Genomic DNA, 26,710 nt, shown 5'->3' on the forward strand with positions numbered 1-26,710 from the left:
AGGGGAGGCAAAAAAAATGAAAGCAAATGCGATACAGGAAAGCGGAATTGTCGCTGTCATCCGGGGGGCGAATCCGGAGACGATTATCCCAATTGCCCATGCACTGAAGGATGGAGGCGTGACGGCGCTTGAAATAACGATGGAAAACCCGAAAGCGGTCCGCGTTATTGAACGGCTGAGCGGGGAATTTCATGAAGAAGTGCTGGTCGGTGCAGGAACCGTGCTGGATCCGGAAACGGCAAGGACTGCCATTATGGCGGGAGCTAAATTTATTTTTTCGCCGACGGTTAATCTGGACACAATCCGCATGGCCAAACGGTACGGCGTCATCAGTGTACCCGGTGCCATGACGCCAACCGAGATTTTGGCGGCTTATGAAGCGGGCGCTGATTTGGTCAAAGTATTCCCTGCGAATGTACTGGGGCCTGAATTTTTAAAGGCAGTCGCTGGACCGCTCCCGCATATCCCGCTTATGCCGACAGGCGGAATCGGACTGGATAACATGGAGGCGTTTCTGAAAGCAGGGGCAGCCGCGGTTGGAGCGGGAAGTACACTCGTAAGCGGAAGCATGGAAGCAGATTCCGGCAGCCTCGTAAAGCTTGCGGAACGGGCCAGCCGATTCAGTGGAATTTTCCGCGGTTTCCAAGTTAAGTAACAGGTGCGTCCTCTTCTCCAATGGATTATCACAGCCCGGACCAGTACAATAGAGATAGAATCTATAGACAAGAGGACGGATTAAATGAAACGCGTAACAATGGCAGATGTAGCCGCAGCAGCGGGAATCAGCAAAAGCACGGTCTCTCAATATTTGAACGGCCGTTATGAATATATGGGACAGGACACAAAGGACCGGATTAAGAGAGCGATTGAAGAGCTTGGATATCATCCGAACTATATAGCGAGAAGCCTGAAGCAGAAAAAAACGTCGCTTGTCGGCATCATCGCCGCCAATATCGTCCATACGGTATCGACAGAGGTCAGCCGGGCCATCGAGGATTATTTTCAGGAAAAAGATATACAGGTGATTTTCTGCAACTCGTATGAAGATCAGGAGAAAGAAAAGAAATACATCGAAAGCTTAAGAGCGAGACAGGTAGACGGACTCGTGATTTTTCCGACCGGCAAAAATGTTGAACTTTATAAGAAGCTTGAGGATGAGAGATTCCCAGTCGTATTTGTCGACAGAAAAATGGAAGGTCTCCATGTAAACACGGTCGTCGCGGATAACCGGGATGCCATTCACCAGGCGGTTAGCCACTTGATAGCGGAGGGACATAAGGATCTTGCAATTTTGACGCCGCCGCTTACAATTTATCCCCGGGTGGAGCGGGTAGCGGGATTCAGGGAAGCCATGGAGAGACATGGAGGCCGCCTCAGTGATCGTTTTATTCAATCAGTTCAGATCTCAGGAATGGTGGCTGCGCTTGAGGCTATGTTTGCGGATGGGAATGGTCCTTCGGCACTGATTGCAGGGAATGACTTAACGTTTTTTGAAGTGATGAAGTTCGCCCGGAAGCATGGGGTTCGGATTGGCACGGATCTTGCCCTGGTTGTTTTTGACAACATTGAAATGGCGGCCATTTCCGAGCCTGCTCTTACGGTTATTAACCAGCCCGCTTATGAAATGGGCATGAAGACCGCGGAGCTTTTATTTGAACAAATCAGTGAAAAATGTGATTCTGCAGGGCTGTATGTATTCCGGACGGAGTTGGAAATCAGAGAATCTTCACAAACGAGGAGAGGATAAGAAATGGAGCTTCAGCTCGCACTCGACAGGATGAGTGTGGCGGATGCATTGATACTTGCGGGGAAGACCGGACCGTTTATAGATTATGTGGAGGTCGGAACCTCCCCCTTAATTTATCCGAGCGGAAAAGCCTCAGCCATGAGAAGGTTTTGGGGATGCACAGCAATATGGAATGAACCTGGTATATGAAAATGGAAAAGCACCCGGACAATGCTCCGGGTGCTTTTTAGTGCAGGTCATTCATTTGTTTTCAAAAATCAGAAAAGATTAAATAATGTGAAAAATGGGTAAGTACTACCAATGACGCTAGAAGCTAAATCCTGATAAGGAAGGGAGAGAAAGGATCCGGATGAAAAAGAAATTCATAATGGCGTTCCTCGTGACGGCTGCCGTTCTCACAGGCTGTGCCGAGAAAGACAAAGGAGAAGATGGGCTTGAACTCGTCCATGAAGGGCAGTTTATTTTTGCCGCTTCCGGTGAATTCAAGCCGTTCAGCTATGTGAAGGATGACATGTCGATGACCGGCTTTGATGTAGAAGTAGGAAAAGCAATCGCAAAGGAGCTTGGGCTCAAGCCGGTTGAAAAGCGGATTAAATTTAAAGGGATTGTTGAAGGAGTCAAAACAGGCCGGGCAGACGTTGCCGTGGCGAGTCACACGATTAACGACATGCGTGCCAAATATGTGCGTTTTTCCACACCGTACTATTATTCCGGGCCCCAGATTTTCACAAGGGCGGACAGCGATATTAAGACGACCGCTGATCTGAAAGGAAAAGAGGTTGCCGCAGCAAAGGGATCTACATACGCTGACACAGCGAAGCAGTATACAGGAAACGTAAAAATTTATGACAGTGATATAACTGCATTGAAGGCACTGAGCGAAGGCCGCCATGATGCGGTGATCACGGATTTTGTAACAGGCAGAAGCGCTGCCAATGAAGGATTCAAGATTAAGGGACAGCAGCTGATTGAACGAAGTGCCCAGGCAGTCGTGATCCCGAAGGACAACCCGCTGATGGAGAAAAAAGTGAACGAAGCCCTTGAAAAATTGCGCAAGGATGGGACTTTGGCGAAAATCAGCATCAAGTATTTTGGTGATGACATCACAAAAGAAGAAACAGCTGAAAAACAAAATCAATAAAGAGAGGGAGTAGGAGCCTTGCCTAGTTTGCCGCACTTTTTTCAAGTATTCGGAGAAAGCTATGATGTCTTTTTAAAGGCGATGCTGCTCACTTTGCAGCTGACGGTCGTATCAATTATCATCGGAATTTTTATCGGTCTGTTTTTTGCTTTATTAAAAATTTCCAATATTAAGCCGCTTGGGTACATATCGGATGCCTATATTTATTTGGTTCGCGGAACACCGCTCATCGTTCAGATATTCATCCTGTATTTTGGAATCAGCGGCATCTTTTTAATACCGGATTTCTGGGCCGCATCGCTTGCGCTTGCCTTCCATAATGGTGCTTACATCGCTGAGATATTCAGGGGTACCATTCAATCGATTGACAAGGGGCAAATGGAAGCGGGACGGTCCCTCGGGATGACACGGTCTCTTGCCATGCGCAGGATTATTCTGCCACAGGCCTTTCGCCGTGCCCTTCCTCCCCTTGGGAACCAATTTATCATCGGACTAAAAGATTCATCTCTGGCCGCCTTCATTTCCATGAATGAATTATTCAACGTGGCGACAACGCTCGGTTCCAACAACTTTGATGAAATGACCTACTTATTAATTGTCGCGGTTTATTACTTAATTGTCGTGGCCATTTTGACGATAGCGGTCAACCTGATTGAGAAAAAACTGGCCGTCAGTGACCGGTAGAAGGAGGCAATCATGGATAGAGAAATGATTAAAGTGGAAAAACTGAACAAATCATTCGGAGATTTGCATGTATTAAAGGACATTGACATGACGGTTTATGAAAGTGAAGTGGTATGCCTGATCGGCTCGAGCGGATCAGGAAAAAGTACGCTTCTCCGCTGTCTGAATTTCCTTGAAAAGCGTGATAATGGAAAAGTGATTATCGAGGGGGAAGAAATAAAAAAAGAATCCCATAACATCAATGATGTCCGGCAAAAGGTGGGAATGGTGTTCCAGCATTTCCACCTCTTTCCCCATAAAACGGTGCTCGGAAACGTCATCGAAGCACCCCTGATGGTGAAAAAAATGAACAAGGAAAAGGCTGTTCAGCTCGGAAAAGAGCTGCTTAAAAAAGTTGGCCTTGAGGATAAAGCGGATGTATATCCGAGCAAGCTGTCCGGCGGACAAAAACAGCGGGTGGCCATTGCAAGAGCGCTTGCCATGGAGCCGGATATCATGCTGTTTGACGAACCGACCTCAGCTCTCGACCCAGAGCTCGTTGGAGAAGTGCTCGAAACGATGAAACAGCTCGCTGAAGAGGGGAAAACGATGATTGTCGTCACTCATGAGATGGGATTTGCACGCGAGGTGGCCGATTCCATCGTCTATATGCACGAAGGCCGGATTGTCGAGAGAGGAACGCCGGATGAGTTCTTTGACAACCCAAAGGAAGAGCGCTCGAAGGAGTTTTTGATGTCGACCACGTTTAAATAATGATAGGAAGAAGCTTGAGGTGGACCCTCAGGCTTTTTTTATGTTTGTATTCCTGTTTAAGAATCTGGTGACATTAAAAATAGAGGTTCAAATATAGAAACAATCGGTTCTTTTTTTGATTTATTCTTTTTAAGGCATTAAGATAATCACCGCAGGAAAGAGAGGTGCAGAAGATGAGTCAATATGAGGTGGCCACGCTGAAAAAGGGACTTCTCATCCTGGATGCTCTGCAGCAGGAAGAGAGATTAACTCTGAAGGAAGTCATGGAGAAATTCTCTTTTAATAAATCAACCGCTTTTCGCTTGCTTTATACACTGGAATCAATGGGCTATATCCGAAAAACGGAGCATGCGTATCACGCTACAGCCAAAATAGGCGGAATTTCCGCTCCGGGTCAGGCTAAGCTGAATTGGTTATCCGTCCCGCCTCTTTCAGAGCTGAGCAGCGAAATCGGGGAAACTGCCTATGTTGGAATTCTTTCCGATACGGATGTAGTGACGGCCCAAGTGATTGATGGGAGCCGATCCATTAGAGCGCATTCCGAAGTGGGCGATCGGATGCCTGCTCACCACAGTGCACTTGGTAAGGTGATTCTTGCGTTTCTAAATGATTCTGAACAAAGGCAAGTACTGCAGGATATAAAGCTAAATCCGCATACGGAAAACACTTTTGCCGATTTTCACTTGCTGAAGGAACATCTTCATGTGATCCGCAAGCAAGGATATGCGGTGGATGATGAGGAAACTGAAATCGGCCTGCGGTGTATTGCTGCTCCGATTATGTACGAAGGAAAAGTTATTGCCGCAGTCGCTATATCTGGTCCAGCGACGAGGCTGACGAAAAAGCTCGATAAGCGTCTGAGCAAAAAACTGATTCAGTGCAGTCAGCAAATTTCAGCCATTTTATAGAAAAGGAGCATCAAGATGTCTGCCAAAATTTATTTAGCTCTTCTATCATTTGCCATCAGCGCATTTGCAATCGGAACGACAGAGTTTGTCATTGTCGGCCTGCTTCCAACCGTTGCGGGTGATTTATCGATTTCCGTAACAAAAGCCGGAACGCTGATTTCAGGCTATGCACTTGCGATTGCGATTGGAACCCCAATCGTGACAGTCCTTGCGGGAAGACTTCCGAAAAAAGGATTTCTTATCAGTTTGATGGCGGTTTTCACATTAGGGAATATGCTGTCAGCCGCAGCAGCAAATTATGAAATTTTAATGGTATCTCGCATCATTACGGCCGTTGCCCACGGTGTCTTTTTTGCCATTGCTTCAGCGGTTGCAGCCGATATGGTGCCTGTTAATAAAAAAGGAACAGCGATTTCCATTATGTTTACCGGATTAACGGTAGCCACGATTGCCGGGGTGCCCCTCGGAACGTATATCGGACAAAATTTTGGATGGCGTTCCACGTTTACAGCCGTTGCCGTCCTCGGACTGATCGGTCTGATCGCGAATGTTTTGGCGGTGGAAAAAGTTAAGAAAGCGGATCAGCCTGCGAAATTAACGGATGTGTGGAAGCTAATGAAAAACCGAAGGATCCTTGTCGCCTTGCTCATGACAGCACTGGGTCTGGCGGGAACGATGACCGTATTTGCTTACATCACGCCCATTCTCAAGGAAGTGAGCGGATATCCATCCGAAACCATCACCATTCTCCTGCTTGTTTATGGGGTGGCTGTTGCCATTGGAAATATCGTGGGCGGAAAAATCGCCAATCATCATCCGGTAAAGGCCTTAAGATTTGTATTCGTAATTGAAGCCATTGTTTTGCTCCTGCAAATGTGGCTGCTCCCAAGCAAAATGCTCAGTATCGTCTCGATTATTTTGCTTGGATTCGTTTCGTTCCTGATGTCGCCAGGTGTACAGGCATATATTGTGACTCTCGCTGAAAAGTTAGTCCCCTCTGCAAAAGACCTTGCATCTGGCCTGAACATTTCAGCCTTCAACATCGGAATAGCGGCAGGCTCCACTCTCGGAGGATTGGCCGTGGATTATTTGACGTATTTGGATACAGCGTGGATTGGTGCGATTCTGGCTATACTTGCTGCAGTTTTGGCAGCTGTAAGCTATCGATCCGATAAAAAACAAAAATTATTTTAGAGGAGAGATTTTTATGAACCTGGAACAGTTTGAAAAATTGGAAATGGATTGTCAGTTTGATTCTTTCACAAACGAAGATGCATTAAAGCTTGGAATGACCGTGGTTGACTACGCGAAGGAAAACGGGAAATCCGTTGCCGTTCATATTGAGCGAAACCGCGTTCCGCTGTTTACTCACTTGATGGACGGAACATCTGAAGAAAATGTATTTTGGCTGTACCGGAAAAAGAGAGTGGTTGACCATTACAACAGAAGCTCCCATTATATCGCGAAAAGATTTGAACAAAATGGGACCACTCACGATGAAAGCTCCTTGCTTTCCTCATCCGAATACCAGGCGGTTGGAGGTTCGCTTCCAATCCGGGTAAGGGGAGCAGGGGTAATCGGAAGCTTGACGGTAGCAGGGCTGACACCCCAAATGGACCATGATTATGCGGCAGAAGGGGTTAAACGCTTTTTAGGAAAGGATGAGGAACAATAATTATTGAACAGGCATCCCTCCGTATTAAAACGGGTGCTGAAGATGAATTTATCACTTCTCTTCAGCAAGCACTTCCGATTATTGAACGGGCAAAAGGATTGATAAGCTATCAGATGATCCGGAATATAGAAAATCCTCATTTGTTTATTTTCATAGTCAGGTGGGAAACACTTGAGGACCATATTGAACACTTTGTAAAAAGTGAGGACTTTAAAAAATGGAATGCAGCCATTGTCCCATATTTTGCCGGGGAGCCAGAGGTTTTACACTTTGATGAAATCATATAAATTTTTACTTTGAGCATATCTTCAAAAAACAGGCGGACAATCAACATGGATTGTCCGCCTGTTTAAGCCTGTTTATACTTCAAGTGTATGAGGAGGCTCGCCTTTTTTATTCATTAATCTGATTTGATCAGGAATGATTTTTAACACAATATAGTTTTCATCATTCGGACCGTCGAACCACATCTTCATATTGTCATCCCATAGGCGCTGTTTCAGCTCTTCGGATTTTTCAATAGATGCCGTGCCCTCTACTTCAACGTATGTATCGCCGAAGCCTTCCCCGTCATAGCCGAGAAGAATATGAACGTTCGGGTTTTCGTCAATTTCCTCGACTTTATGGGTTTCAATATCTGTTGGGGTATAAAGGGTCAAATTTTCATTAAAGAAAGTCATATACCGAGAATGCGGCTTGCGGTTTTTCACCGTAGCGAGTGTCCCGATTTTATTTTGATCGATGATTTTCACAATTTGTTCTTTTAGTTGCTGCTGATCCATTATTTTCTCATCCTTTCCATTCAATTGCTTACTTATGAATTACCCTCATTCCCCAAAATTTAAAACCAGGGAATGTTTTGAATCAATCTGGTTGACAGAAGAATGGAAGTGAGATAGAATAAACCTCGAAGTCGAGATACTTTAATAAAAAATATATAATTTCTAACTATTTGAAGGAGAGATAAATTATGGCAAACATTCTATATGTAAAAGCAAATCCAAAAGGTGACGAAATGTCATTCTCAGCACGTGTAGCGAACACGTTCCTTGATGCATACCAAACTGAAAACACTGGAGATAAAGTGGAAACACTTGACCTTTACAATACAGATCTTCCAATGATCGACGCAGACGTTCTTGGCGGCTGGGGCAAACTTGCTGCAGGACAAGAGCTGACTGACGCAGAACAAGCAAAGATTACCCGTCTTTCTCAGATTGTAGATCAATTTCTTGAAGCAGACAAAGTCGTATTCTCTGCTCCAATGTGGAACTTCGGATTCCCTCCATTGATGAAAGCTTACATCGATGCAATCGCAGTGGCTGGAAAAACATTCAAATACACTGAAAATGGTCCAGTCGGTCTTTCCGGCGACAAAAAAGTAGCTCTAATTGAAGCACGCGGCGGAGTATACTCCGAAGGACCTGCTCAATCCATGGAGCACACAGAAAGCTACTTCCGCGCAGTGATGAGCTTCCTTGGCATCAATGATGTCACAGTTGTTCTTGCTGAAGGAATGGCAGCAGATCCTGCAGCAGCTGATGAAATCTTCGGTAAATCTGTAGAAAAAGCAAAAGAAGCAGCACTAAACTTCTAAACAATACAGCAGAACCGTCCGCTCTTTGAGCGGGCGGTTTTTTGTGTGTAAACAGATCAGAACGCTAAGCCGGCAGGTGCGGGAGCGGCGGCTAAATAACGTAGACCAACGGCTAGATAAATTGGTACGGACAAGATAAGGATGGGAGCGGCCGGAAAAGGAGCGGGGACGGCTAAATAACGTAGACCAATGGACAGAAAAATTGGAACGTACAAATTAAGGATGGGAACGGCCAGAAAAGGAGCGGGAATGGCTAAATAAGGTGACGGAACGGCTGAATCACGTGTCCCAACGGACAGAAAAATTGGAACGGACAAATTAAGAATGGGAACGACCAGAAAAGGAGCGGGAATGGCTAAATAAGGTGACGGAACGGCTGAATAACAGGCACCAACGGACAGATAAACTGGAACGGACAAATTAAGAATGGCGACGGCCAGAAAGGGAGCGAGAATGGCTAAAAAGAGGAACGAATTGGATAAATAACGTGTCCCAACGGACAGATAAACTGGAACGGACAAATTAAGAATGGCGAGAGCCAAAAAGGAGCGGGAATGGCTAAATAAGGGGACGGAACGGCTAAATAACGGGCACCAACGGACAGATAAACTGGAACGGACAAATTAAGAATGGCGACGGCCAGAAAAGGAGCGGGAACGGCTAAAAAGAAGAAAGGAACGGCTAAATAACGGGCATCGCCGGACAGAATATAATCCGGCGTCCCGGCCAAATTATGGATCAAGCGTGCTCCATTAGTCTCTTTGCATAGCAGGTTGAACAGGGCTTTCCTGCAGGATATCATCCTCATCTTTAACTGGCATAGTGCAACTCAAGAAATAATAAGAATTTTAACCTTGCCTATATTCGGGTATAAGACATATTGGAACGTGTATAGCTGCCGCGGAACAGTCTAAAACTAAACTCACGCGAGGTGAAGAAATTGATTAGAAATCGAGGAATATTGACCGCTTTATCTGCAATAGGGATTGCACAAGGATTAAAGATTTTTGGCCATAAACGGCTGACCGGCAAATGGGATTGGCGGCCGGTATTTTCAACGGGGGGGATGCCGAGTTCCCACTCTGCAGGTGTTTCTTCACTGGCTACATATGTAGCAGCTAAAAACGGAAGCAGCTCGATTGAGACGGCGTTAGCCGTTATATTCGGCGTAATCGTAATGTATGATGCACAGGGGATCAGGCGTCATACAGGTGAGATTGCGAAGCTTGTGAATGATATTGATGAAGATATTGAGGTCCTTTCCGGTCATTTTCCGGGACTTGGGCATGTAAAGCAGAAAGAGGAGCTTAATGAGCTTTTGGGGCACCAGCCTGAAGAGGTTGCCTATGGGGCTTTGCTTGGAATTGTCATCGGGCTCATCAGTGCAAAAACTGAATCGGAATAAGGAAAAGCCGGCAGATGCCGGCTTTTTCCTATAGTATTTTTATTATTGGAAGATGGTTGACGGGCAATGACCATCCCTATAGAGAAAATGCCGTTTTGTTCAGTAAATCTGCTTCTCTGTGCAGAATTGGGATTTGTCTTAATAAATTAAATTTTCAAAAAACGGTTGATTTTTCGACATCATTCGATTAAATTAAGGATATCTCAAAAATTATGTAAATATTTCAGAATATTTTGAACAGCGGGTGATTGGATGAGTGTATTCAGGAAAAAATCGATTGATCAAATTATCAGAGATTCAGGAAGTAAAGGGGTGTCCCTGAATAAAACGCTTGGAGCGTTTGACCTGACGATGCTCGGGATTGGAGCCATTATCGGGACTGGAATTTTCGTATTAACAGGGGTGGCCGCGGCCGAGCATGCGGGGCCTGCATTGGTTTTATCATTTATTTTGGCCGGTATTGCCTGTGCATTTGCAGCATTGTGCTATGCTGAATTTGCTTCAAGTGTCCCGGTTTCCGGAAGTGCTTATACATACAGCTATGCAACATTCGGGGAATTGATGGCTTGGATATTGGGCTGGGATTTGCTGCTGGAGTACGGTCTTGCCTCTGCTGCGGTTGCAAGCGGATGGTCCGGCTATTTCCAGGGATTGCTGGCCGGATTCGGCCTTCATCTTCCAACAGCCCTGACCAGTGCGTATTCACCCGAAAATGGAACGTATTTTGATATTACGGCAGTTGTGATTGCCTTTTTAATTACCTTCCTTCTGACAAAGGGAGTAAGAGAGTCAGTGCGCCTTAATGCTATAATGGTGATTCTTAAAATCGTCGTCGTGCTTCTTTTCATCGCAGTGGGAGTCTGGTACGTAAAACCGGATAATTGGACACCGTTTATGCCATTCGGTTTCTCAGGAGTTGCTGCAGGTGCAGCGACGGTATTCTTTGCCTATATTGGATTTGATGCCGTATCCTCTGCAGCCGAAGAAGTAAAGAATCCGCAGAAGAACATGCCGATTGGGATTATCGCTTCCCTTGCGGTATGTACAGTCCTATATATTGTAGTTTCCGGAATTCTGACGGGGATTGTTCCTTATACAGAGCTTAATGTGAAAAATCCTGTTGCTTTTGCGCTAAATTATATTAATCAGGATTGGGTAGCAGGTTTAATCTCGATTGGTGCCATTGCCGGAATGACGACGGTTCTTCTCGTGATGATGTACGGCCTGTCCCGTCTGTTTTATGCGATCAGCCGTGACGGACTGCTCCCGAATGGACTGTCGAAAATTAATAAAAAGACAAAGACGCCGGTTAAAACGACTTATCTTGGATGTGTGCTTGTTTCCATTTTTGCGGGCTTCATTCCCCTGGATGAACTCGCTAATCTGACAAGCATCGGTACTCTTTTCGCTTTCATGTCCGTTTCCATTGGAATCCTTGTTCTTCGATCATCCGGACAAGGCAATCAGGGCGGCTTCAGAACCCCGCTCGTGCCGCTTGTCCCGATTTTAGCATTTGTATCCTGTGCGTATTTGATGCTTCAGCTTCAAAAACAGACATGGATTGCCTTTGTCATCTGGCTTGCAATCGGATTGGTCGTTTATTTTGCCTACGGAAAAAAACACAGCTTGCTGAATAAAAAAACTGGATAAAAAAGGCGTGCGCAAGCACGGCTTTTTTTTCTGTTTTGCGCCACCCTAAAAGAAAAAGGGATGTGCTGCACAATGAAAAAATGGATATCCTGCTGTCTGATTACCGCAGTATTAGCAGGGATAGCAGAACCAGGGGCTGCATATGCCCAAACGCATCAGCAGGAACCGGCCTATGCAAAATGGTCAAGGATTGCCATCATGGAGGCGAAAAAGAAGTATCCGGATGCGAAGCTGCTCGATTATTTGCATATTGGTCAGGAAGATACCGGTACAGGGACAGTCAAAGAGAAGTTTAAGTTATGGGTGCGGCAGGGTACAAAAGAGTTCGGCTTATATGTAACCGTTGAGTATGATCCAAAGACACAGAAAGTGAAAAAAATTGATTTTAAAGAATCTGACCGCTGACAGGCTGGATTCAAAGGTCCGAAACACAGGATTTTGCAAATCCTGTGTTTGGGCATGCATTAGAACTCATTTTTTTTTAAAAGCGTAAAGAAGTGTTGAAAAAGAGTGGTAAAAAAAGTAAGTCGAGGTAAAGGGTATACGTGAAGTGTGGAATCGTATATCTTTTTATGATAGCATTGTAAGGGTTTTCCTAATGTTTTATCAATCCAAATGTTTTTTCAGGAAAGTAAAAAGAGGGAGATTTTTGTTTGACATTTTTTGCGGCAGCCAGTAAGGTAGTAAAAGATTGTTTTTGAAAACCCCCATAAATTGATTCCAACTTCTTATCATGAGAGGCGGAGGGACTGGCCCTGCGATGCCTCGGCAGCGGACTTATTAAGAGTGCTGTGCCAAATCCAGCAAGCTTCCATGCTTGGAAGATAAGAAGAGTGTCCTGACCATTGTGTATTAAGGCCTCTTCTTAAAAGGATAAGAAGGGGTCTTTTTTATAGCTTGAAAAAAAGGGAAAACAGAATTGTTGTGAGGTGGAGAACATGGATAGAAAGAATGGATTGAAAGCAAATCCGGTGGCCTTATTGCCATTGATGATTTTCATAGCGCTGTTTATTTTAGCCGGTGTGATTACGGGCGACTTCTACAAGCTTCCGATGGTAGTGGCGATCCTTGTTGCCGTTGCTGCTGCACTGTTTATGAATCGAAAGGAAAATCTGACGTCAAAGGTTGAACGGTTCGCCAAAGGGGCAGGGCATCCGGATATTATGATTATGGTCTTTATCTATATTCTTGCCGGTGCGTTCTCTGAAGCGGCAAAGGGAATGGGAGCAGTTGAATCAACCGTTAATCTTGCGTTAACGTACTTCCCTCAAAGTTTCCTTGTTGTCGGGTTGTTTATTATCGCTGCTTTTGTTTCTCTATCAATGGGAACTTCAATGGGGACAATCGCAGCCCTCGGACCGATTGCTGCAGGAATAAGCGGCGAAACAGAAATTCCAGTCGCTCTTGCGGTTGCATCCGTTATCGGAGGCGCGATGTTTGGGGATAACCTGTCCTTTATCTCCGATACGACCATTGCTGCGGTCCGGACACAGAAGACCGAGATGCTGGACAAGTTTAAGACGAACTTTTTCATCGTGCTTCCCGCAGCGATTGTTACAGCTGTTATTCTGATCATCATTTCGCTTGGAATGAACTCAGCGGTTGAGCCGAAGGATTTCAGTTTCGTTAAAATGCTTCCTTACCTCGGAGTTCTCATTGCAGCTCTCGCTGGATTAAACGTTGTAGCTGTTCTTGGTGGAGGGATTGTTTTGACCGGAATCATCGGGCTTGCGGATGGAAGCTTCAGCCTTCTGTCCTTTTCTCAAACGATGATGAAGGGGATCTCTGGAATGTCCGAGCTTATCATCCTATCTGTTCTGATTGGCGGAATGGTTGAAATCATTAAGCATAACGGCGGGATTGATTTCCTTCTTAATGCAATGACGAAAAACATCCGTACAAAAAAAGGAGCGGAGTTTGGCATAGCCGGACTTGTCAGTGCGACAAATCTATCGACTGCCAACAACACCATCTCGATTATTACAGCCGGTCCGCTGGCTAAAAATATTGCGGATCAGTATGACATCGATAGAAGAAAATCTGCCAGCATCCTGGATATTTTCTCCTGCAGCGTGCAGGGACTGATTCCATATGGTGCGCAAATGCTTGCAGGTGCCCAGCTTGTTAAAGCTTCTCCTTTAAGCATTCTGCCATATACCTTCTATCCGATGCTTACACTTCTATGCGGAATTTTAGCCATTGCCTTCGGTTTGCCGAGACTGAAACCGAAAGCAGGAAGCAAAAAAACGGATGCCGGCAAACTGGAAGAGAACTATACGAATTAATGGGAAACGGGGCTGTAGCCTCATTAAACTTATAACAGGGAGACGCTTCTAAGCGTTTCCCTGTTTTTTTACGAGTAAAGAAGCGGGACAGGTATCGGATGCTTTGCTCCCTCCAGTACGAGCAGCCGGAAATCAGCCAAATCAAACACGAAGTCTGCCTGTAGGAATGTTACAAAAAAAGAAGGTTCGCTAAATTTCGACAGAATTTGCGTGCTGCTTTCTCCGCTTCTTGTAAACCCTTGATTTACCGCCATTCTGCCTTTTTCAGCAATTAATGACAATAACACCATTTTAAAGCCATCTTAGTTAAGAGATGACTTTTTGCTTACGCGCTATTTGTGTGAGTTAGCGCTTACAAGTTCCGTTTCTCTATCTTAAGGCCTTATGTCCAAAACTGGACCAAAGATGGCTTTTGATGGAACAGCCCCATTTCGCTTTCGTTTACGATTAAAATAATGGAGGAGTTATTTTTATATAAAGGAGCGATTGATATGGCAAAAGAGGCTGGCAAGAAAAGCGGTAAATCGTATTTGTTTGAAATTCATTTCCTGCGTGCTTTCGCTTGTTTAGCGGTTGTGGCGGTACATGTGTCTGCGACAAATTCCGGTATGAACAGCGATACGTATAACTGGTTTTCTTATTTTCTGAACCAGATCGGCCGGTTCGGAACCCCCATTTTTGCGGTAATCAGCGGTTTTCTTTTGTTTTTCCAAGTACGGAACAAAGGGTTCCAGTTTGGGAAGTTTATGAAGTCACGCTTTGCCAAAGTCATTATCCCGTTTATTTTATGGAGTGTAGCCTACCGTTATATGATGTACATTTATAACGGGCAGGGAATCGGCGATCCGATGGAAGAACTGGGAGGATTCCTGCAGGGGAAGGCATTTTATCATCTTTATTTCATTTCCATTGTTGTGCAATTTTATCTTGTTTTTCCGCTTCTTCAAAAACTGTTCAGAACACAGACAACCATTATAATTTTTCTGTTTGTGTCGTTTTTAATCAGCTACAATATGTACGGAATAAAGGCCCCGTTTGATGGACCGGTCGGCGAGTTCATTGCGAGTAAATCCTTTATGCCCGTTTGGATTTTCTATTTTGCTTTTGGTGCGTTCCTTGCTTACTACTGGGAAGGAATCCGCAATTTCGCGCTAAAGCGTCCGATTCAAATGCTGATCCTTGCACTGGCTGTTTCTGCGGGAGCTGTCATTGAGTATAACGTGAAAGGCTATGTTTCAAACCGAAGACTTTCCAATTTGGCTAATATTCCGCTTCTATCCATAGCGACAATTGGAATTTACCCGCTTCTTGCCAGGCTTCAGGTCATTAAGCAGCCGCTCGTTTTAATCGGAAAGTATTCGATGGGGATTTATCTTATTCATCCTATGGTGCTGTATTTAATGGCCAGACATTTGCCGGAGTCTTATTGGAATGTTAACTATGTAGGCCTTATGTATATTGCCGTGATGGTGATTTGTGTCGCGGCAATCCGCCTGATTACATTTATTCCGCTCACGACGTTCCTTCTTCCTGTGCCGAAGATCAAGAAACCTGCCCAGGAGAAACAAGTGGATGCTGCTGCAGAAAATGAAAGACAGTCTGCCTAGCGAAAAAGAGCTCAGTGAAATTCACTGGGCTCTTTTTTACTGTCTGTTTTTTCAATGAGCATTTGATATCCATAAATCACAACAGCCCATATCATGGATACGCCAAACATATATGGGGGCTGGAATTTGAGCAGCTTGAAGAGCTTTTTCTTTTGGAAAAAGAAGGCGATTGGATAGGCAAGCAAAAAATCCATTAAAGAATTGGCCAGCAGGTAGCGGAAAAATTTACCGTACGTCAGATGGAAGATCCAAAGGGTTCCGGTAAAGAACGGACCGAAAATAAAGCTTAAATTGACACTGGCTTCTCTTTTTTTTCCGCCCGGCACCCGCCAGTAATGATAGGCGTCTGCAAGAATGCTTTCTACACATAAAATCAGCGAAATAAAGATTCCGGATGGCAAAAAGCGGAGGAGCTGCTTTTTGTTCATAAACAAGAGAGAGAGCAATGAGAGAATGGCCATCAGCCGCTCAGGATACTTTTTCATCCGTTTTTTCCTCCTTTACTGAGCTTTTTTTTTCCTGATTTTACGGAAGTGACAGATAAATAAATGATGATCAGCAAAGCGAAAATCATAAGAGAAAATAAGTCGTTCATAGAAGAGGTTTTCAGCTCATAGGTAAACGTCTTGGCAACCATCTTCCATGAATAGCCCTGATAAAGATCGATACAAATCAAGGCTGCTATCAAGGCTGCTACTATAGTCAATGAAAATATGATGGTTTTTATTTCTGTCAGGATACGTTTAAATTTCTTTATAAATTTCATTGGATGCCCCTTTTTTCTGAGCCTTTTTTTTCTTTAACCAAAGTATTCCCAAGATCAGGGAAGGAAACACCATTTGAAAGGGGATATGAAGGAAGTATGGGACAAATACGAGCCCTTCCTGAAAATGCTCATATTGGGTATTGGCGATAAACAGCGAGCAGGCAATGAGGGAAATGCCATATATCAGAGCAGGAGGGATCGGATTTTTTGTTCCGGTCAACTCGACGGTTCCTCTTAATGCCGCATAAAAGAAGAGGAATACCTTGGAGAATCCTACAATGATCATGAGAATGACGACAATCGAATCAAGGCGCTGAATAAAATCAGAGATATTGATGAGCGACACGGTCGCAAGGATCGGGAAAACAAAGTTTTTCGTCATTTCCGCTCCGAGGATGGAAACATGCAGCGCAGCAGTGGTAACCAGCACAAGGGTGGCCAGAAAAATAGAAGAGAGTGTAATTTTGACCAGTTTTACACTGTCACAGACGAGCGGATAAAACATGGTGAACACCACCATTTCTCCAAAAGGAAAGGTCATAATCGTCGGAAAAATCGTTTTTAAAATCGGCATCGGTCCATTTTGTGCAATGGGCAGCAATTCATGAAGATCAACAATTCCTGAAATGACTTCGAAGGAAACCACAATCACAAATGGGATGGTAATGGAATAAAACAAAGGTTTCGATACAGCTGCGATCACGTGGAATCGCTTAATGCCAAAGTACATGACGGCAAGCATCATAAAGCTGCTGATGACGACCAAAAATGTTTCGTCATAGGCGGTAATAATGAGCAGCTCACCGAAATCCCTTAAAACCCGGGCACAGATATATAAGAAGTAAAGAATATATAGAGACGAAGCGAGGGCGCCCGCTTTTTTCCCGAGCAGCGCAAGAAGAATTCCTACCATGGTCTTTTTGCCGGAAAGTTTTGCGAGAGCAATGTAAATGAGAAAAAGGGGAATGCTCGCTGCATAGCCAAGCAAAATGGCAAGCCATGAATCCTTCATTGCCTGTTTAGCAGGATCAAGAAGGATGGCGCTACCTATTTCAAATATGAAAATTAAATAAAACAGCTCCTTCGCTGACACTCTGCTCATTTTAATCCCTCTTTACATATGGCTTTCAATGACTCCGCCTCTCAGCAGCTCAGTCGATACTTTTACATGAATCTCTGCCTCTTCAAATAGCTGATCCCACTGGTGTTTAATCCGTTTCCATTGCTGTGCATCCTCAGTAGCCAAAATTTGTCCAAAGCCAAACAGATCGGTTTTATGATCTTGAGCGATGGAGATGGATTGCATGATTTCAGATCTTAATTTCGCCGTCATTTCATGCTCGAGTCTCCGGATGATTTCTTCCGTCAGTTTCTTATTTTTCATGCAGCCAAGCGAATACAGCTCGCTTCTTGTTCTCACATTCACTTTGATAACGGCTCTTCCGTTCTCTACAGCTACTTGGGAAGAGGATTTTGAGAAGGGCAATTCATAGGAAATATGCTCACTGTCACACGGTGCATTGACGAAAGTCCGTCTGATTTTATTTTGCAGGATCAGCATGGCTTTCGTCTCATTGGGACCGAGCCAATACATTAATTTGCCTTGCTTGCTGAAGACCGCCGTGTAGCCGACCGCCGTGGAATAAGGTTCACTTTGTTCCAAATTTGCCTGTTTCGTAAAAACGTTCGGATCCCCGTTATTATAAATCCCCGGCATCACTGCATACATACCGCGGTGCTGGTTCATTTTTACCCAGTCAATAATATTGACTCTAATGACAGATCCGTAGTTTTCCATATTGTTTTCCAGCTTTCCGAGAGCGGATAAGGCCGGAACCTTCGTAAGGGGAGGCAGAGCGGACAGAACTTCAAGTGCGGTCTGGTCCTTAGCGGTCAGGAGAAGAAGGCTGCTTCGAATTTCCGAGCCTCTTTCCAAATGCTCAATGATTTCTGTAATTCCCCGCCGCGCCAACGGTTCTCCGATCACCACAACGGAGAGATGGCTGTAGAACGTTCTCCTTGAAATTTTGGAGACGGCTTCCTGGAAAGCCTCGTTGAGGGATGCACCTTTCCCGACCATATTAATCACAGGGACCGCTTTGCCTCCGGAGGACTTGCCGGCGCTCGTCGAGATCTCACTCGGATCGACCAGCTGCAGGGTAACCTGGTAGCCGGGATCCGCCTCATCCATTCCGATTCCAATCACGATGGAAAGATCATTAAGCTCCTGCTGGGTCCCGCAGGATGAGAGAAGAGGAAGAACACATAGAATCAGCAGCCATTTTTTCATGGTTTCCCGTTTCCTTTTCCAGCCTGGGCCCCGTTAGCCATATACGGAGTGCCGAGTGTTGTGAGGTGATAAAGGTGCCCCATGAACATAATTGCCGCGAGCATCAATCCATAATAGCCGAGGAAATATGTGACAAACATTAAGATAAACCGGACTATTCTCGCCGTGATGGCTAAACTGTAATTCGGAAGGGTAAAGCTTGAAATAGCCGTTATCGATACGACAATCACGACAGCCGTGGAAACAAGTCCTGCCTGAACGGTTGTTTGACCAATCACGAGCGCTCCTACGATGGAGACTGCCTGGCCGATTGCTCTAGGAAGCCTCACCCCGGCTTCACGCAGAATTTCAAATGTTACTTCCATAATGAGCACTTCAATAAGCGCCGGGAACGGAACGCCTTCGCGCTGAGAATAAAGGCTGATCAGCAGGGAGGTCGGAATAAGGGCCTGATGGTGAGTGATCATGCCGATATAAATAGATGGTGCGAAAACGGATAGGAAGAAAGCGATATAACGGAGCATCACAATCAGCTTTCCGGAAATATTTGACTGGTATTGATCCTCAGGTGAGTAAAAATAATGCCTGAAACTAGTAGGGCACAGAAGAACAAAGGGCGTGCCGTCTACCAGTATCGCAATTCTTCCGGCGAGAAGACTGCTAACCACTTCGTCCGGCCTTTCCGTATTGTTCATTGTAGGGAAGAGGGTAATTTGATGATCTTCCAAAACTCTTTCAATATAGCCTGATTCCAGTACCGCTTTTGCTTCACTGCCTGTAAGTCTGTCTTTTACAAGCTGAAGCGTTTCCGGGCTTACTTTTTTATCAATGTACATGACGTTTACCTTCGTACGTGAAATCTCGCCGATGACATATTGCTCAAGCTTAAGATCAGGAGACTTCAGCCTTCGCCTGATCAAAGCGACATTCGTACGGAGGGTTTCATTGAAACTCTCTTTTGGACCTCTGATGACCATTTGGGAAGAAGGCTCCTCTACGGCTCTTCTTTCTCCTCCTGATGTCTCAAGATCGATAAATCCTTTATAGCCTTCAATCAGAAAAACAGTGTGCCCTTCCAGAATGGCCTCTGCCGCCTCTTTGCAGGTCGACCCAATCGTGAAATCACTGGCCAGTACACGCTGGGTCAGCTTTTTTAAAAAGTCCTTTTTTAAAGGCATTTCGTTTGAATACAAAATCGGATGGAGTACCTTCTCCGTCACTTTCGTATCATCCGAAATGCCCTTCAGCCGGATCAGACACCCTTCGCTGGATGGCTGGGAAGGAAGCAGGATTGGATGAACGGACAGATCCTGCATCGTATGAAGAGCTGTTTTGATATCGCGGATATTTTGCTTTAAATTACCTGCAAGCTCATTCTGAACGGTCATTCCTTCTCCTCCTGCCATCCCTTAATCTTCTGTCTAGTGTTTGTGAAATCATTAAATTTATGTAACAAAGCAACGATCCATTGAAGAATATGTTACGATTGGCATAGGAAAATAGATAAAAGTCATACAAATAAAAAGTTATTTATGTTTTTCACAATCTAAAAAGGGTTTTGATTCACCCGTCTAGAAAGATATAAGTATCCTCTTCATGCCTCTCACTCCATTCTCAAGTGACATAATCCTCACTCAAACTCTTCATATCGTTTTCACGGCCAACCTTCACCCAAGGGAGGACAAGCCGTCTTACATGGCCGCGGCATTCCTTTCCTGGACATATTTCACTTATTGATGGAAATTAGCTGGTTTCAATAAAGATTCGAATGGGTATTGAAGAAGTTAATCCCTTTTCTAAATGAGCCGAAAACACTAACCGATAATAAAGGCGTAACCATACCTAAAAGCATTCACATATGTTAACCTTTAGTAGACGGGCATTAATTAACTGAATCCAGAAAAGGCAGGTGAGGAAGAATGAATGTTCAAGTGGAGGAGTTAAGCAAGCTTCTGCTGAATGGAAAAGTGATGAAAGCCTGGACCTATTTAAATTCTGCAACAGAAAGTAAAGACAGCATGGAGTTTTACGATGCTTTGAAATATACCATGTACCATATCGGTGAGCTTTGGGAAGAGAATGTGATTACTGTAGCAGATGAACACGTCGCGTCCTATGTGTGCAAGAATCTGCTTTCGTACAAGTATTATCACACGGCAAAAAAACTGCCTGCAATTACCCCTCTTAAAAAGAAAAAAGCGATGTTTTTCTGTGTAGAGGGCGAAGAACACGATTTGGGTGTTCATATGGTCTCGAACTATTTTCAGGAAAACGGCTGGGAAACGCAATGCCTGGGTGCCAATCTGCCCCTTGATTATGCGCTTGACTTTGCTCTTAAGTACAAACCGGAGGTCATTGGGCTGTCTGTTAACATAGCCTATCATCTGCCCACGGTAAATAAATATATTCTGGCACTGGAAGAACTGCCGTTCGGACCTACGATCATGGTAGGAGGAAAGCTGGCTTCGAGTCACGATCTTGAGTTTCATTGTCCTCCCAATACGATGATTATCCGCAATATAACCGAGATTAAGGATTTAATTAAATATATAGGGACTGTTCAACATGGAAATGCAATTAATGTCTAGCAAATATGAAAAAATCCCCTTTTCTTACTTTATGGTGGACCGAAAGCTTAACATCCTTTCTGTGTCCAAAAAGACCTTCAGTGAATTTGATGAGGTTCAAAATTTTATTGAAATCGTCGGAATAGGGAGCAAAAAGAAGGCCGCTTCCTTTATTCTTGATACACCATCCATATCAAAGGTCGAGCTCAACATGAAAACGAAAAACAAGCCGCTGTGTTTGTTTGATATATATATTCAATATGAAAACAAAGAAACGATCCATATTTTCTGCATCAACAAAGAAGAGTCGCTCGAACCTGTATACCAGGCGATGAAAAACCTGGAGCTAGATTTAATGAAAGCTAATATGTCTCTGCTTGAAAAGAATACACAGCTGGAAAAATCACTGAAGGAAATGAAAGAACTTGCTGTTCAAAATCATCATTTGCGTTCATTTAAAGAGATTGCAGCGAGCATATCCATGGATCTGTCCAATCCGCTTACGAGCATTAAAGGATTCTTTAACCAGGTGAAGCCTCATCTGGTAGACCCGGGCGAGAAAAAATTGAATTTTGACGGGTTGAACCGGGCCAATTATGACCTTTACGAATATTTATTCGACGAGCGTCCGCCTATTATGTCGAAGCGGAAGATCATGCTTTCCCAGCTGCTTGATGAAGCGGCGATGATCGTTAAAAAAGAGGCCGATGACTTTGGATGTGAAGTCCATTATCAGGCGAACCTTAAGAATCCGGTTCTTTTTGTAGATAACCGGAAAATTACACAAGTCATTTTAAACATCGTCAGAAATGCAATGGAATCGTTCATGGAAAAAGAGGAATGTGAAGGAAAAGTCCAAATTTTCACTACCCTGAAATCCAATTCGATTGAGATTGTCATAGAAGACAACGGCTGCGGGATGAATCAGGAAGTGCTGGAGAAGCTTTTCATTCCTTTCTCTTCCACAAAAGAAAAAGGCAAAGGCCTGGGCCTCGCCGTCAGCATGGAAATCCTGAAAAACCACGAAGGCGAAATCAAAATAGACAGCAAACACGGAGAAGGCACAAGAGTTACACTCGTTCTTCCATACGTGGAAATTTACTGAAGAGGATGGGACAGAAGTATCTAAGCCCATAATAAACCCGAACAATAAGGCGAGAGGTTCATAAATCTATCGTCTTATTGTTCGGGTTTTGTTTGTATTTGCTTTAAGGATTGTACATTGTACATGTTTTAAACTAGTGGAATGAAGCGGAAGGCACTCGACTCCTGCGGGAAGCAGAGGAAAGACTGAGACCCCGCAGGCAAAGCCGAGGAGGCTCAGCTTCCTCCCCGCGGAAAGCGAGTGTCTGCAGCGCAATGGAACGGCTTACGAAAGGGATTCTATTTAACTGGCAGAAGCATGGAACTAGGATTCGTTTTTGTGGATTATTCATCTTGTTATGTCCCGGCCCCTTTTTTCGCTCTGTTAAAGTCTGATGTTGATTTTTAACACCAGATGATTGAAGTGGAAGGCGAGCGCCTGTAACGGAAATCAACAGCCAAGTTTAACAGAGCTTTTTTTGGGAACTTCAACTTACAAAAACAGCTGGAAAGATAACTGGGTGTGAGGCTGAACAGCAAGTATGCCGGGCATGGTTTCACAAACTTCCCGAACCGCCTGAAAAAATAGGATGGTCAGAAAACCCTTTTTTGTATATACTATACTTAATTACTTGTTCGAAGGAGGTGGAGAAGAGATGAAACGTTCTGAAATTGCAATGGCGGAGAGACTGACTTTTCTTTATTTGTGCCGTGCAATTTTTCACGCTGCAGCTGCCAACGGGACACGTTTGTCCTTTTTTCGCAACTGCATAGCTGAACCAGAATGTTAAGAAGATTCTCTTGTCTGCCAATTAGGAATGCGCGATCAGGGAGGGCTTGTTAGCTCTCCTTTTTTGTATTCTGTTTTTAAGGCCGGGATGGGCAGTGTCTGCTTATCCGGGTCTTTTTGTGTTTTTAACGGGTTTTCTTCTGAAGCTTCACCGCATGGTTTTTCTCCATGGCGCACATCAAAATTTAACATTAAAGGAGAAATGATGATGATCATTTGTTCGGTAAAAAATTTATCTAAATCTTTTGGAGGCCATTTTCTGTTTACCAATTTATCACTTGAAGTTCATGATCACGACAGAATAGGGCTGGTTGGGCGGAATGGTACGGGGAAAACGACCATTTTTAAACTATTGAAAGGGATAGAGCATCCGGACACCGGAGTCATTTCCGTTCGGAAAAATGCAAGGATTGGCTATTTAGAGCAGATTCCGAAGGCCGATCCGGATGAAACGGCGGAGGATGTTTTGAAAAAAGCCTTTGCTGAGTTAGCGGGTATTCAGGAAAAGATGTCATGGCTGGAAGGGGAAATGGCCGCAGCCGGTTCAGAAGAGTTAGACCGGATTCTTGTCCAATATGGGAGTCTGCAGGAACAGTTTGAGCGCCTTGGCGGCTATGAAATGGAAGCGAAGCTGAATAAGGTGGCATCTGGTCTGCAGATCAGCCCCTTGCTGAAGCAGCCATTTCAGTCCTTGAGCGGAGGAGAGAAAACAAAAGTCGGTCTTGGGCAGATTCTGCTTCAGGAGCCGGACTTACTGCTGCTGGATGAGCCGACGAATCACCTGGATATACGGGCTGTGGAATGGCTGGAGCAATTTTTGAAGGATTACAAAGGGACCGTCCTGCTGATTTCGCATGATCGCCATTTTCTCGACGCGGTGGCAACGAAAATGATGGACCTCGAAGATGGGGAGATTACCGTTTACGAGTCCAATTACACCGGCTTTACTGAAGAGAAGCAGAAACAGCTCTTATTGGAATTTCAGGCTTATCAGGAGCAGCAGAAAAAAATCAAGAAGATGAAAGAGGCAATTAAACGGCTCCGGGAATGGGCGAATCAGGCAAATCCGCCAAGCGAAGGACTTCATAAGCGAGCGCGCAGCATGGAGCGGGCACTGGAGCGAATAGAAAAATTAAAGCGCCCTGTGCTTGAACACAAAAGAATGGGACTGCAGTTTGAAGGCTCCGAACGAAGCGGGAAACGGGCTGTCATCATTGAAGAACTCGTTAAACAGTTTGAAGGAAAAACGCTGTTTAAGGGTGTAAATTTGGAGCTGTATTATCGGGACCGCCTCGCAGTAGTCGGAGAGAACGGAACGGGAAAATCGACGCTTATCCGAATGATCTTAGGGAAAGAAAGACCGGATGCCGGAAGGGCGGAATTGGGAAGCAGTGTAAACTATGGCTACTTAGCGCAGCAAGTTTTGGCAGAGGAGGACGAAAAGGAAACGGTTCTTCAATATTTTCGCAGGGATCTTCAGATGACGGAGGAGCATGCGAGGCATGTGCTGGCGAAATTTCTATTTTACGGTGCCTCTGTGTTTAAAAAGATGAGCCATACGAGCGGCGGGGAAAGAATGAGGATTCAGCTTGCAAAGCTGATGCAAAACGATCTCAACCTCCTTATTCTGGATGAGCCGACGAATCATTTGGACATTGAATCACGGGAGGTACTGGAGGATGCGATTGACCAGTTCGAAGGGACCGTTCTGGCCGTATCCCATGACCGCTATTTTTTAGAAAAGCTTTTTACAAAAACGGCCTGGATCCACAATCAGCAGCTCCATTCATTTGAAGGCAGCTATCAGTATGCCAGAAGAAAAATGGATCATCTTCTTTCCGAACCTGGGCATCCAGTGGAGGTGAAAGCCTTTCACAAAAGAACAGCAGAACAAATTGAGGAGGAGCTGATTCGGATTGAAGAAAAAATCGCGTCTGATGCCACTGGCGAACTGGAACGTGTGCGATTAAATCATTTGCGGGAGGATCTCTATGACCAGCTTATGAACCTTCTATAATATGGTAAAATATTGGTAAGGGGGGAGGCTAATGGAATTTTGGAATACGGCGGTTATCGTTTTAGCAGTTGTTCTTTTGGCGTTTGGAGGGGAATGGCTGGTCATCCGGTTTTTCCAAATAGATAAACAGGCTCGCTGGGTTTATAAAAGGGTAAATCAGTGTCACCGTACGGGGGAAGTGATCCTGGTTTTTATATATTGTCTGTTTCTCCTGTTTAATTTCAGGTTTATTTATTGGCCGATTACCTATTTGATGTTCGGTTTTATCATCATGCTGAATCTATTCAGAGCTGTAATGGAATGGAAATATATAAGAGAGACAAAAAGATATATATTATCCATGTATGCTGTCTGTTTTTGCCTTTTATTCTTAGTTTGGATGAATATATTCTAAGTTTAATCATCAGCGGTTCTCCTAATAGAGAACCGTTTTTTTTGTGTGTTAAATATTGTATAAAATATTAGAAAATGGTAGAAGTAGGAAAGGGGGGATTTTGTTGAAAAGGGTGGTCGTTACAGGTGTGGGAGTCATATCAGGCATGGGGAATAATAAAGATACTGTATGGGATGCTGCAGTAAACGGGATTTCCGGGATTGGAGAGCTGACAAGATTTGATTCAGCCGGTTATTCGGCAAAAACTGCATCAGAAGTGAAGGATTTTCAACTATCGGATTATATGCGGGTAAACAAACGGCATCGGATGGACCGCTTTGCCCAATATGCCATTGCTTCTTCAGTTATGGCTGTTGAAGATGCAGGAATTCGGATTGGGGAGCATGTTGAGGCAGAACGGATCGGGGTTTGGTTCGGAACGGCAATCGGCGGGATTGAGAGTTTTGAAGAAAGCTTTAAAAGCTTGCAGGAAGGGGGATACAAAAGTTTGTATCCCTTTGCTACAACGATGGTGATATCGAATATGGCTTCAAGTCAGGTCTCTATCGCTCTTCAGGCAAAAGGAGTGAACAATTGCACCGTTTTATCCTGTGCTTCCGGTGCCAATGCAGTTGGGGATGCGATGAGGGTGATCCAGCGGGGAGAGGCGGACATCATGATTGCGGGCGGAACAGAAGCGTCCATCACACCTCTTGGAGTCGGCGCATTCTGTGCGATGGGAGCCATCTCCTCTAACCCTGACCCAAAAGTTTCATGCCGGCCGTTTCACAGAAAACGGGACGGGCTTGTAATGGGGGAAGGGGCCGCTGCCCTGATTTTGGAGTCGTTTGAATCCGCGCTGAAAAGAGGGGCAGATATTTACGGAGAAATAATCGGATACGGAACGGCGGCAGATGCTTATCATATTACAAGTCCTGCCTCGGGGGGCGAAGGGGCAGTAAGGGCAATGGCCATTGCGCTGGAGCAGTCCGGTCTTGAGAAAGAAGAAATCGGGTATATCAATGCCCATGGAACCAGCACCCTGTATAACGATAAAACCGAAACAGAAGCCATTAAAGCATTTTTCAGAGATTATGCTTATCAAGTGCCGATCAGCTCTACAAAATCGATGACAGGACACATGATGGGAGCGGCGGGAGCCATTGAAGCGATGTTTACGTTAATGACGATAAAAACAGGAATCATTCCGCCGACTCTGAACCTGGATGATCCGGATCCGGATTGCGATTTGGATTATGTGCCGGGGAAAGCGCGAAGACAGAGAATCCGCGCTGCAATGAGCAATTCCCTTGGTTTTGGCGGGCACAATACAGTTCTTGTGTTTCAATCCGTCCAATAAAAAAAGCTTGCT

Annotated in this window: 30 protein-coding genes and 1 riboswitch; of the genes, 22 read left to right on the forward strand and 8 right to left on the reverse strand. The window is 44.7% G+C overall.

Annotated features, from left to right (window positions below; genetic code table 11):
* Positions 1–16: 16 nt before the first annotated feature.
* The 10 genes from CEF21_RS06365 (at position 17) to CEF21_RS21865 (ending at position 7,195) form a co-directional block, all read left to right on the forward strand.
* Positions 17–655, forward strand: a complete 639-nt coding sequence (locus tag CEF21_RS06365) for a bifunctional 4-hydroxy-2-oxoglutarate aldolase/2-dehydro-3-deoxy-phosphogluconate aldolase (RefSeq protein ID WP_123914282.1) — start codon at positions 17–19, stop codon at positions 653–655.
* Positions 656–739: 84 nt separating this feature from the next.
* Positions 740–1,747 carry a LacI family DNA-binding transcriptional regulator gene (locus CEF21_RS06370; RefSeq protein ID WP_123914284.1) on the forward strand — a complete coding sequence of 336 codons (1,008 nt, stop codon included), beginning with the start codon at positions 740–742 and terminating at the stop codon, positions 1,745–1,747.
* 3 nt (positions 1,748–1,750) lie between these two features.
* Positions 1,751–1,936 (forward strand): hypothetical protein, encoded by a 186-nt coding sequence (locus CEF21_RS06375; protein ID WP_123914286.1) that lies wholly within the window; start codon positions 1,751–1,753, stop codon positions 1,934–1,936.
* A gap of 154 nt (positions 1,937–2,090) precedes the next feature.
* Entirely contained in the window at positions 2,091–2,888 is a 798-nt protein-coding gene (locus CEF21_RS06380; protein WP_123914288.1) for a transporter substrate-binding domain-containing protein, read from the forward strand.
* 18 nt (positions 2,889–2,906) lie between these two features.
* Complete coding sequence (locus CEF21_RS06385) at positions 2,907–3,572, forward strand: amino acid ABC transporter permease (protein ID WP_123914290.1); 666 nt, start codon at positions 2,907–2,909, stop codon at positions 3,570–3,572.
* A 12-nt stretch (positions 3,573–3,584) separates the two neighbouring features.
* Entirely contained in the window at positions 3,585–4,325 is a 741-nt protein-coding gene (locus tag CEF21_RS06390; RefSeq protein WP_277423927.1) for an amino acid ABC transporter ATP-binding protein, read from the forward strand.
* A 173-nt stretch (positions 4,326–4,498) separates the two neighbouring features.
* Complete coding sequence (locus CEF21_RS06395; RefSeq protein ID WP_123914294.1) at positions 4,499–5,233, forward strand: IclR family transcriptional regulator; 735 nt, start codon at positions 4,499–4,501, stop codon at positions 5,231–5,233.
* 15 nt (positions 5,234–5,248) lie between these two features.
* The gene (locus CEF21_RS06400) at positions 5,249–6,427 is read left to right on the forward strand and encodes an MFS transporter (protein WP_123914296.1); all 1,179 of its coding nucleotides are present in this window, start codon (positions 5,249–5,251) and stop codon (positions 6,425–6,427) included.
* 13 nt (positions 6,428–6,440) lie between these two features.
* Positions 6,441–6,908: a heme-degrading domain-containing protein gene (locus CEF21_RS06405; protein ID WP_123914298.1), complete on the forward strand. Its 468-nt coding sequence runs from the start codon at positions 6,441–6,443 to the stop codon at positions 6,906–6,908.
* A 2-nt stretch (positions 6,909–6,910) separates the two neighbouring features.
* Positions 6,911–7,195, forward strand: a complete 285-nt coding sequence (locus tag CEF21_RS21865; protein ID WP_481747657.1) for a putative quinol monooxygenase — start codon at positions 6,911–6,913, stop codon at positions 7,193–7,195.
* A 72-nt stretch (positions 7,196–7,267) separates the two neighbouring features.
* On the opposite strand, the gene CEF21_RS06415 is transcribed toward CEF21_RS21865, so the two are convergent.
* Positions 7,268–7,690, reverse strand: a complete 423-nt coding sequence (locus CEF21_RS06415; RefSeq protein WP_123914300.1) for a pyridoxamine 5'-phosphate oxidase family protein — start codon at positions 7,688–7,690, stop codon at positions 7,268–7,270.
* Positions 7,691–7,878: 188 nt separating this feature from the next.
* Here CEF21_RS06415 and CEF21_RS06420 point away from each other — a divergent pair, with 188 nt between their 5' ends.
* Positions 7,879–8,505 carry an FMN-dependent NADH-azoreductase gene (locus CEF21_RS06420; RefSeq protein ID WP_123914302.1) on the forward strand — a complete coding sequence of 209 codons (627 nt, stop codon included), beginning with the start codon at positions 7,879–7,881 and terminating at the stop codon, positions 8,503–8,505.
* Between the two features lie 457 nt (positions 8,506–8,962).
* Here the strand turns inward: CEF21_RS06420 and CEF21_RS06425 are convergent, their stop codons facing one another.
* Positions 8,963–9,247 carry a hypothetical protein gene (locus CEF21_RS06425; protein WP_123914304.1) on the reverse strand — a complete coding sequence of 95 codons (285 nt, stop codon included), beginning with the start codon at positions 9,245–9,247 and terminating at the stop codon, positions 8,963–8,965.
* Between the two features lie 189 nt (positions 9,248–9,436).
* Between CEF21_RS06425 and CEF21_RS06430 the strand changes: the two genes are divergently transcribed.
* The 4 genes from CEF21_RS06430 (at position 9,437) to CEF21_RS06445 (ending at position 13,845) form a co-directional block, all read left to right on the forward strand.
* Positions 9,437–9,910, forward strand: a complete 474-nt coding sequence (locus tag CEF21_RS06430; RefSeq protein WP_123914306.1) for a divergent PAP2 family protein — start codon at positions 9,437–9,439, stop codon at positions 9,908–9,910.
* A 252-nt stretch (positions 9,911–10,162) separates the two neighbouring features.
* Entirely contained in the window at positions 10,163–11,560 is a 1,398-nt protein-coding gene (bcaP, locus tag CEF21_RS06435; protein ID WP_123914308.1) for a branched-chain amino acid transporter BcaP, read from the forward strand.
* 72 nt (positions 11,561–11,632) lie between these two features.
* Positions 11,633–11,965, forward strand: coding sequence for a DUF3889 domain-containing protein (locus CEF21_RS06440; protein WP_123914310.1), 333 nt, complete (start codon positions 11,633–11,635; stop codon positions 11,963–11,965).
* 320 nt (positions 11,966–12,285) lie between these two features.
* A riboswitch (SAM riboswitch) is annotated at positions 12,286–12,391 on the forward strand.
* Between the two features lie 107 nt (positions 12,392–12,498).
* A complete protein-coding gene (locus CEF21_RS06445) occupies positions 12,499–13,845 on the forward strand; it encodes a Na+/H+ antiporter NhaC family protein (RefSeq protein ID WP_123914312.1) in 1,347 nt (448 codons plus the stop codon).
* Positions 13,846–13,913: 68 nt separating this feature from the next.
* Here CEF21_RS06445 and CEF21_RS06450 read toward each other — a convergent pair whose 3' ends face one another.
* On the reverse strand, positions 13,914–14,135 hold the full coding sequence (locus CEF21_RS06450; protein WP_123914314.1) for a hypothetical protein: 222 nt from the start codon (positions 14,133–14,135) through the stop codon (positions 13,914–13,916).
* Positions 14,136–14,336: 201 nt separating this feature from the next.
* Here CEF21_RS06450 and CEF21_RS06455 point away from each other — a divergent pair, with 201 nt between their 5' ends.
* A complete protein-coding gene (locus CEF21_RS06455) occupies positions 14,337–15,452 on the forward strand; it encodes an acyltransferase (RefSeq protein ID WP_164462099.1) in 1,116 nt (371 codons plus the stop codon).
* 11 nt (positions 15,453–15,463) lie between these two features.
* On the opposite strand, the gene CEF21_RS06460 is transcribed toward CEF21_RS06455, so the two are convergent.
* From CEF21_RS06460 to CEF21_RS06480, 5 genes are read right to left on the reverse strand one after another with little or no spacing between them, the layout of a single operon-like run.
* On the reverse strand, positions 15,464–15,937 hold the full coding sequence (locus CEF21_RS06460) for a hypothetical protein (RefSeq protein WP_123914318.1): 474 nt from the start codon (positions 15,935–15,937) through the stop codon (positions 15,464–15,466).
* A complete protein-coding gene (locus CEF21_RS06465; protein WP_123914320.1) occupies positions 15,934–16,218 on the reverse strand; it encodes a YczF family membrane protein in 285 nt (94 codons plus the stop codon). The genes CEF21_RS06460 and CEF21_RS06465 overlap by 4 nt, the downstream gene beginning before the upstream one ends.
* Complete coding sequence (locus tag CEF21_RS06470; RefSeq protein ID WP_123914322.1) at positions 16,196–17,320, reverse strand: GerAB/ArcD/ProY family transporter; 1,125 nt, start codon at positions 17,318–17,320, stop codon at positions 16,196–16,198. Before CEF21_RS06470 ends, CEF21_RS06465 begins: the two co-directional genes overlap by 23 nt.
* A gap of 12 nt (positions 17,321–17,332) precedes the next feature.
* Positions 17,333–18,508: a Ger(x)C family spore germination protein gene (locus CEF21_RS06475; RefSeq protein WP_123914324.1), complete on the reverse strand. Its 1,176-nt coding sequence runs from the start codon at positions 18,506–18,508 to the stop codon at positions 17,333–17,335.
* Positions 18,505–19,896 (reverse strand): spore germination protein, encoded by a 1,392-nt coding sequence (locus CEF21_RS06480; protein WP_164462100.1) that lies wholly within the window; start codon positions 19,894–19,896, stop codon positions 18,505–18,507. The genes CEF21_RS06475 and CEF21_RS06480 overlap by 4 nt, the downstream gene beginning before the upstream one ends.
* A 531-nt stretch (positions 19,897–20,427) precedes the next feature.
* Here CEF21_RS06480 and CEF21_RS06485 point away from each other — a divergent pair.
* From CEF21_RS06485 to fabF, 6 genes are all read left to right on the forward strand, one after another.
* A complete protein-coding gene (locus CEF21_RS06485; protein WP_123914328.1) occupies positions 20,428–21,096 on the forward strand; it encodes a cobalamin B12-binding domain-containing protein in 669 nt (222 codons plus the stop codon).
* Positions 21,074–22,180, forward strand: a complete 1,107-nt coding sequence (locus tag CEF21_RS06490; protein ID WP_123914330.1) for an ATP-binding protein — start codon at positions 21,074–21,076, stop codon at positions 22,178–22,180. Before CEF21_RS06485 ends, CEF21_RS06490 begins: the two co-directional genes overlap by 23 nt.
* Before the next feature lie 655 nt (positions 22,181–22,835).
* Positions 22,836–22,949 carry an RAxF-45 family protein gene (locus tag CEF21_RS21785; RefSeq protein ID WP_481747658.1) on the forward strand — a complete coding sequence of 38 codons (114 nt, stop codon included), beginning with the start codon at positions 22,836–22,838 and terminating at the stop codon, positions 22,947–22,949.
* Positions 22,950–23,156: 207 nt separating this feature from the next.
* Positions 23,157–24,965, forward strand: coding sequence for a ribosomal protection-like ABC-F family protein (abc-f, locus tag CEF21_RS06495; protein ID WP_123920009.1), 1,809 nt, complete (start codon positions 23,157–23,159; stop codon positions 24,963–24,965).
* A gap of 31 nt (positions 24,966–24,996) precedes the next feature.
* Entirely contained in the window at positions 24,997–25,359 is a 363-nt protein-coding gene (locus tag CEF21_RS06500) for a DUF4181 domain-containing protein (protein ID WP_123914332.1), read from the forward strand.
* 97 nt (positions 25,360–25,456) lie between these two features.
* Entirely contained in the window at positions 25,457–26,698 is a 1,242-nt protein-coding gene (fabF, locus tag CEF21_RS06505; RefSeq protein WP_123920011.1) for a beta-ketoacyl-ACP synthase II, read from the forward strand.
* The last annotated feature ends 12 nt before the right edge of the window (positions 26,699–26,710 follow it).

The organism is Bacillus sp. FJAT-42376 (genome assembly GCF_003816055.1).
In the GTDB taxonomy this organism is placed as follows: Bacteria; Bacillota; Bacilli; order Bacillales; family Bacillaceae; genus Metabacillus_B.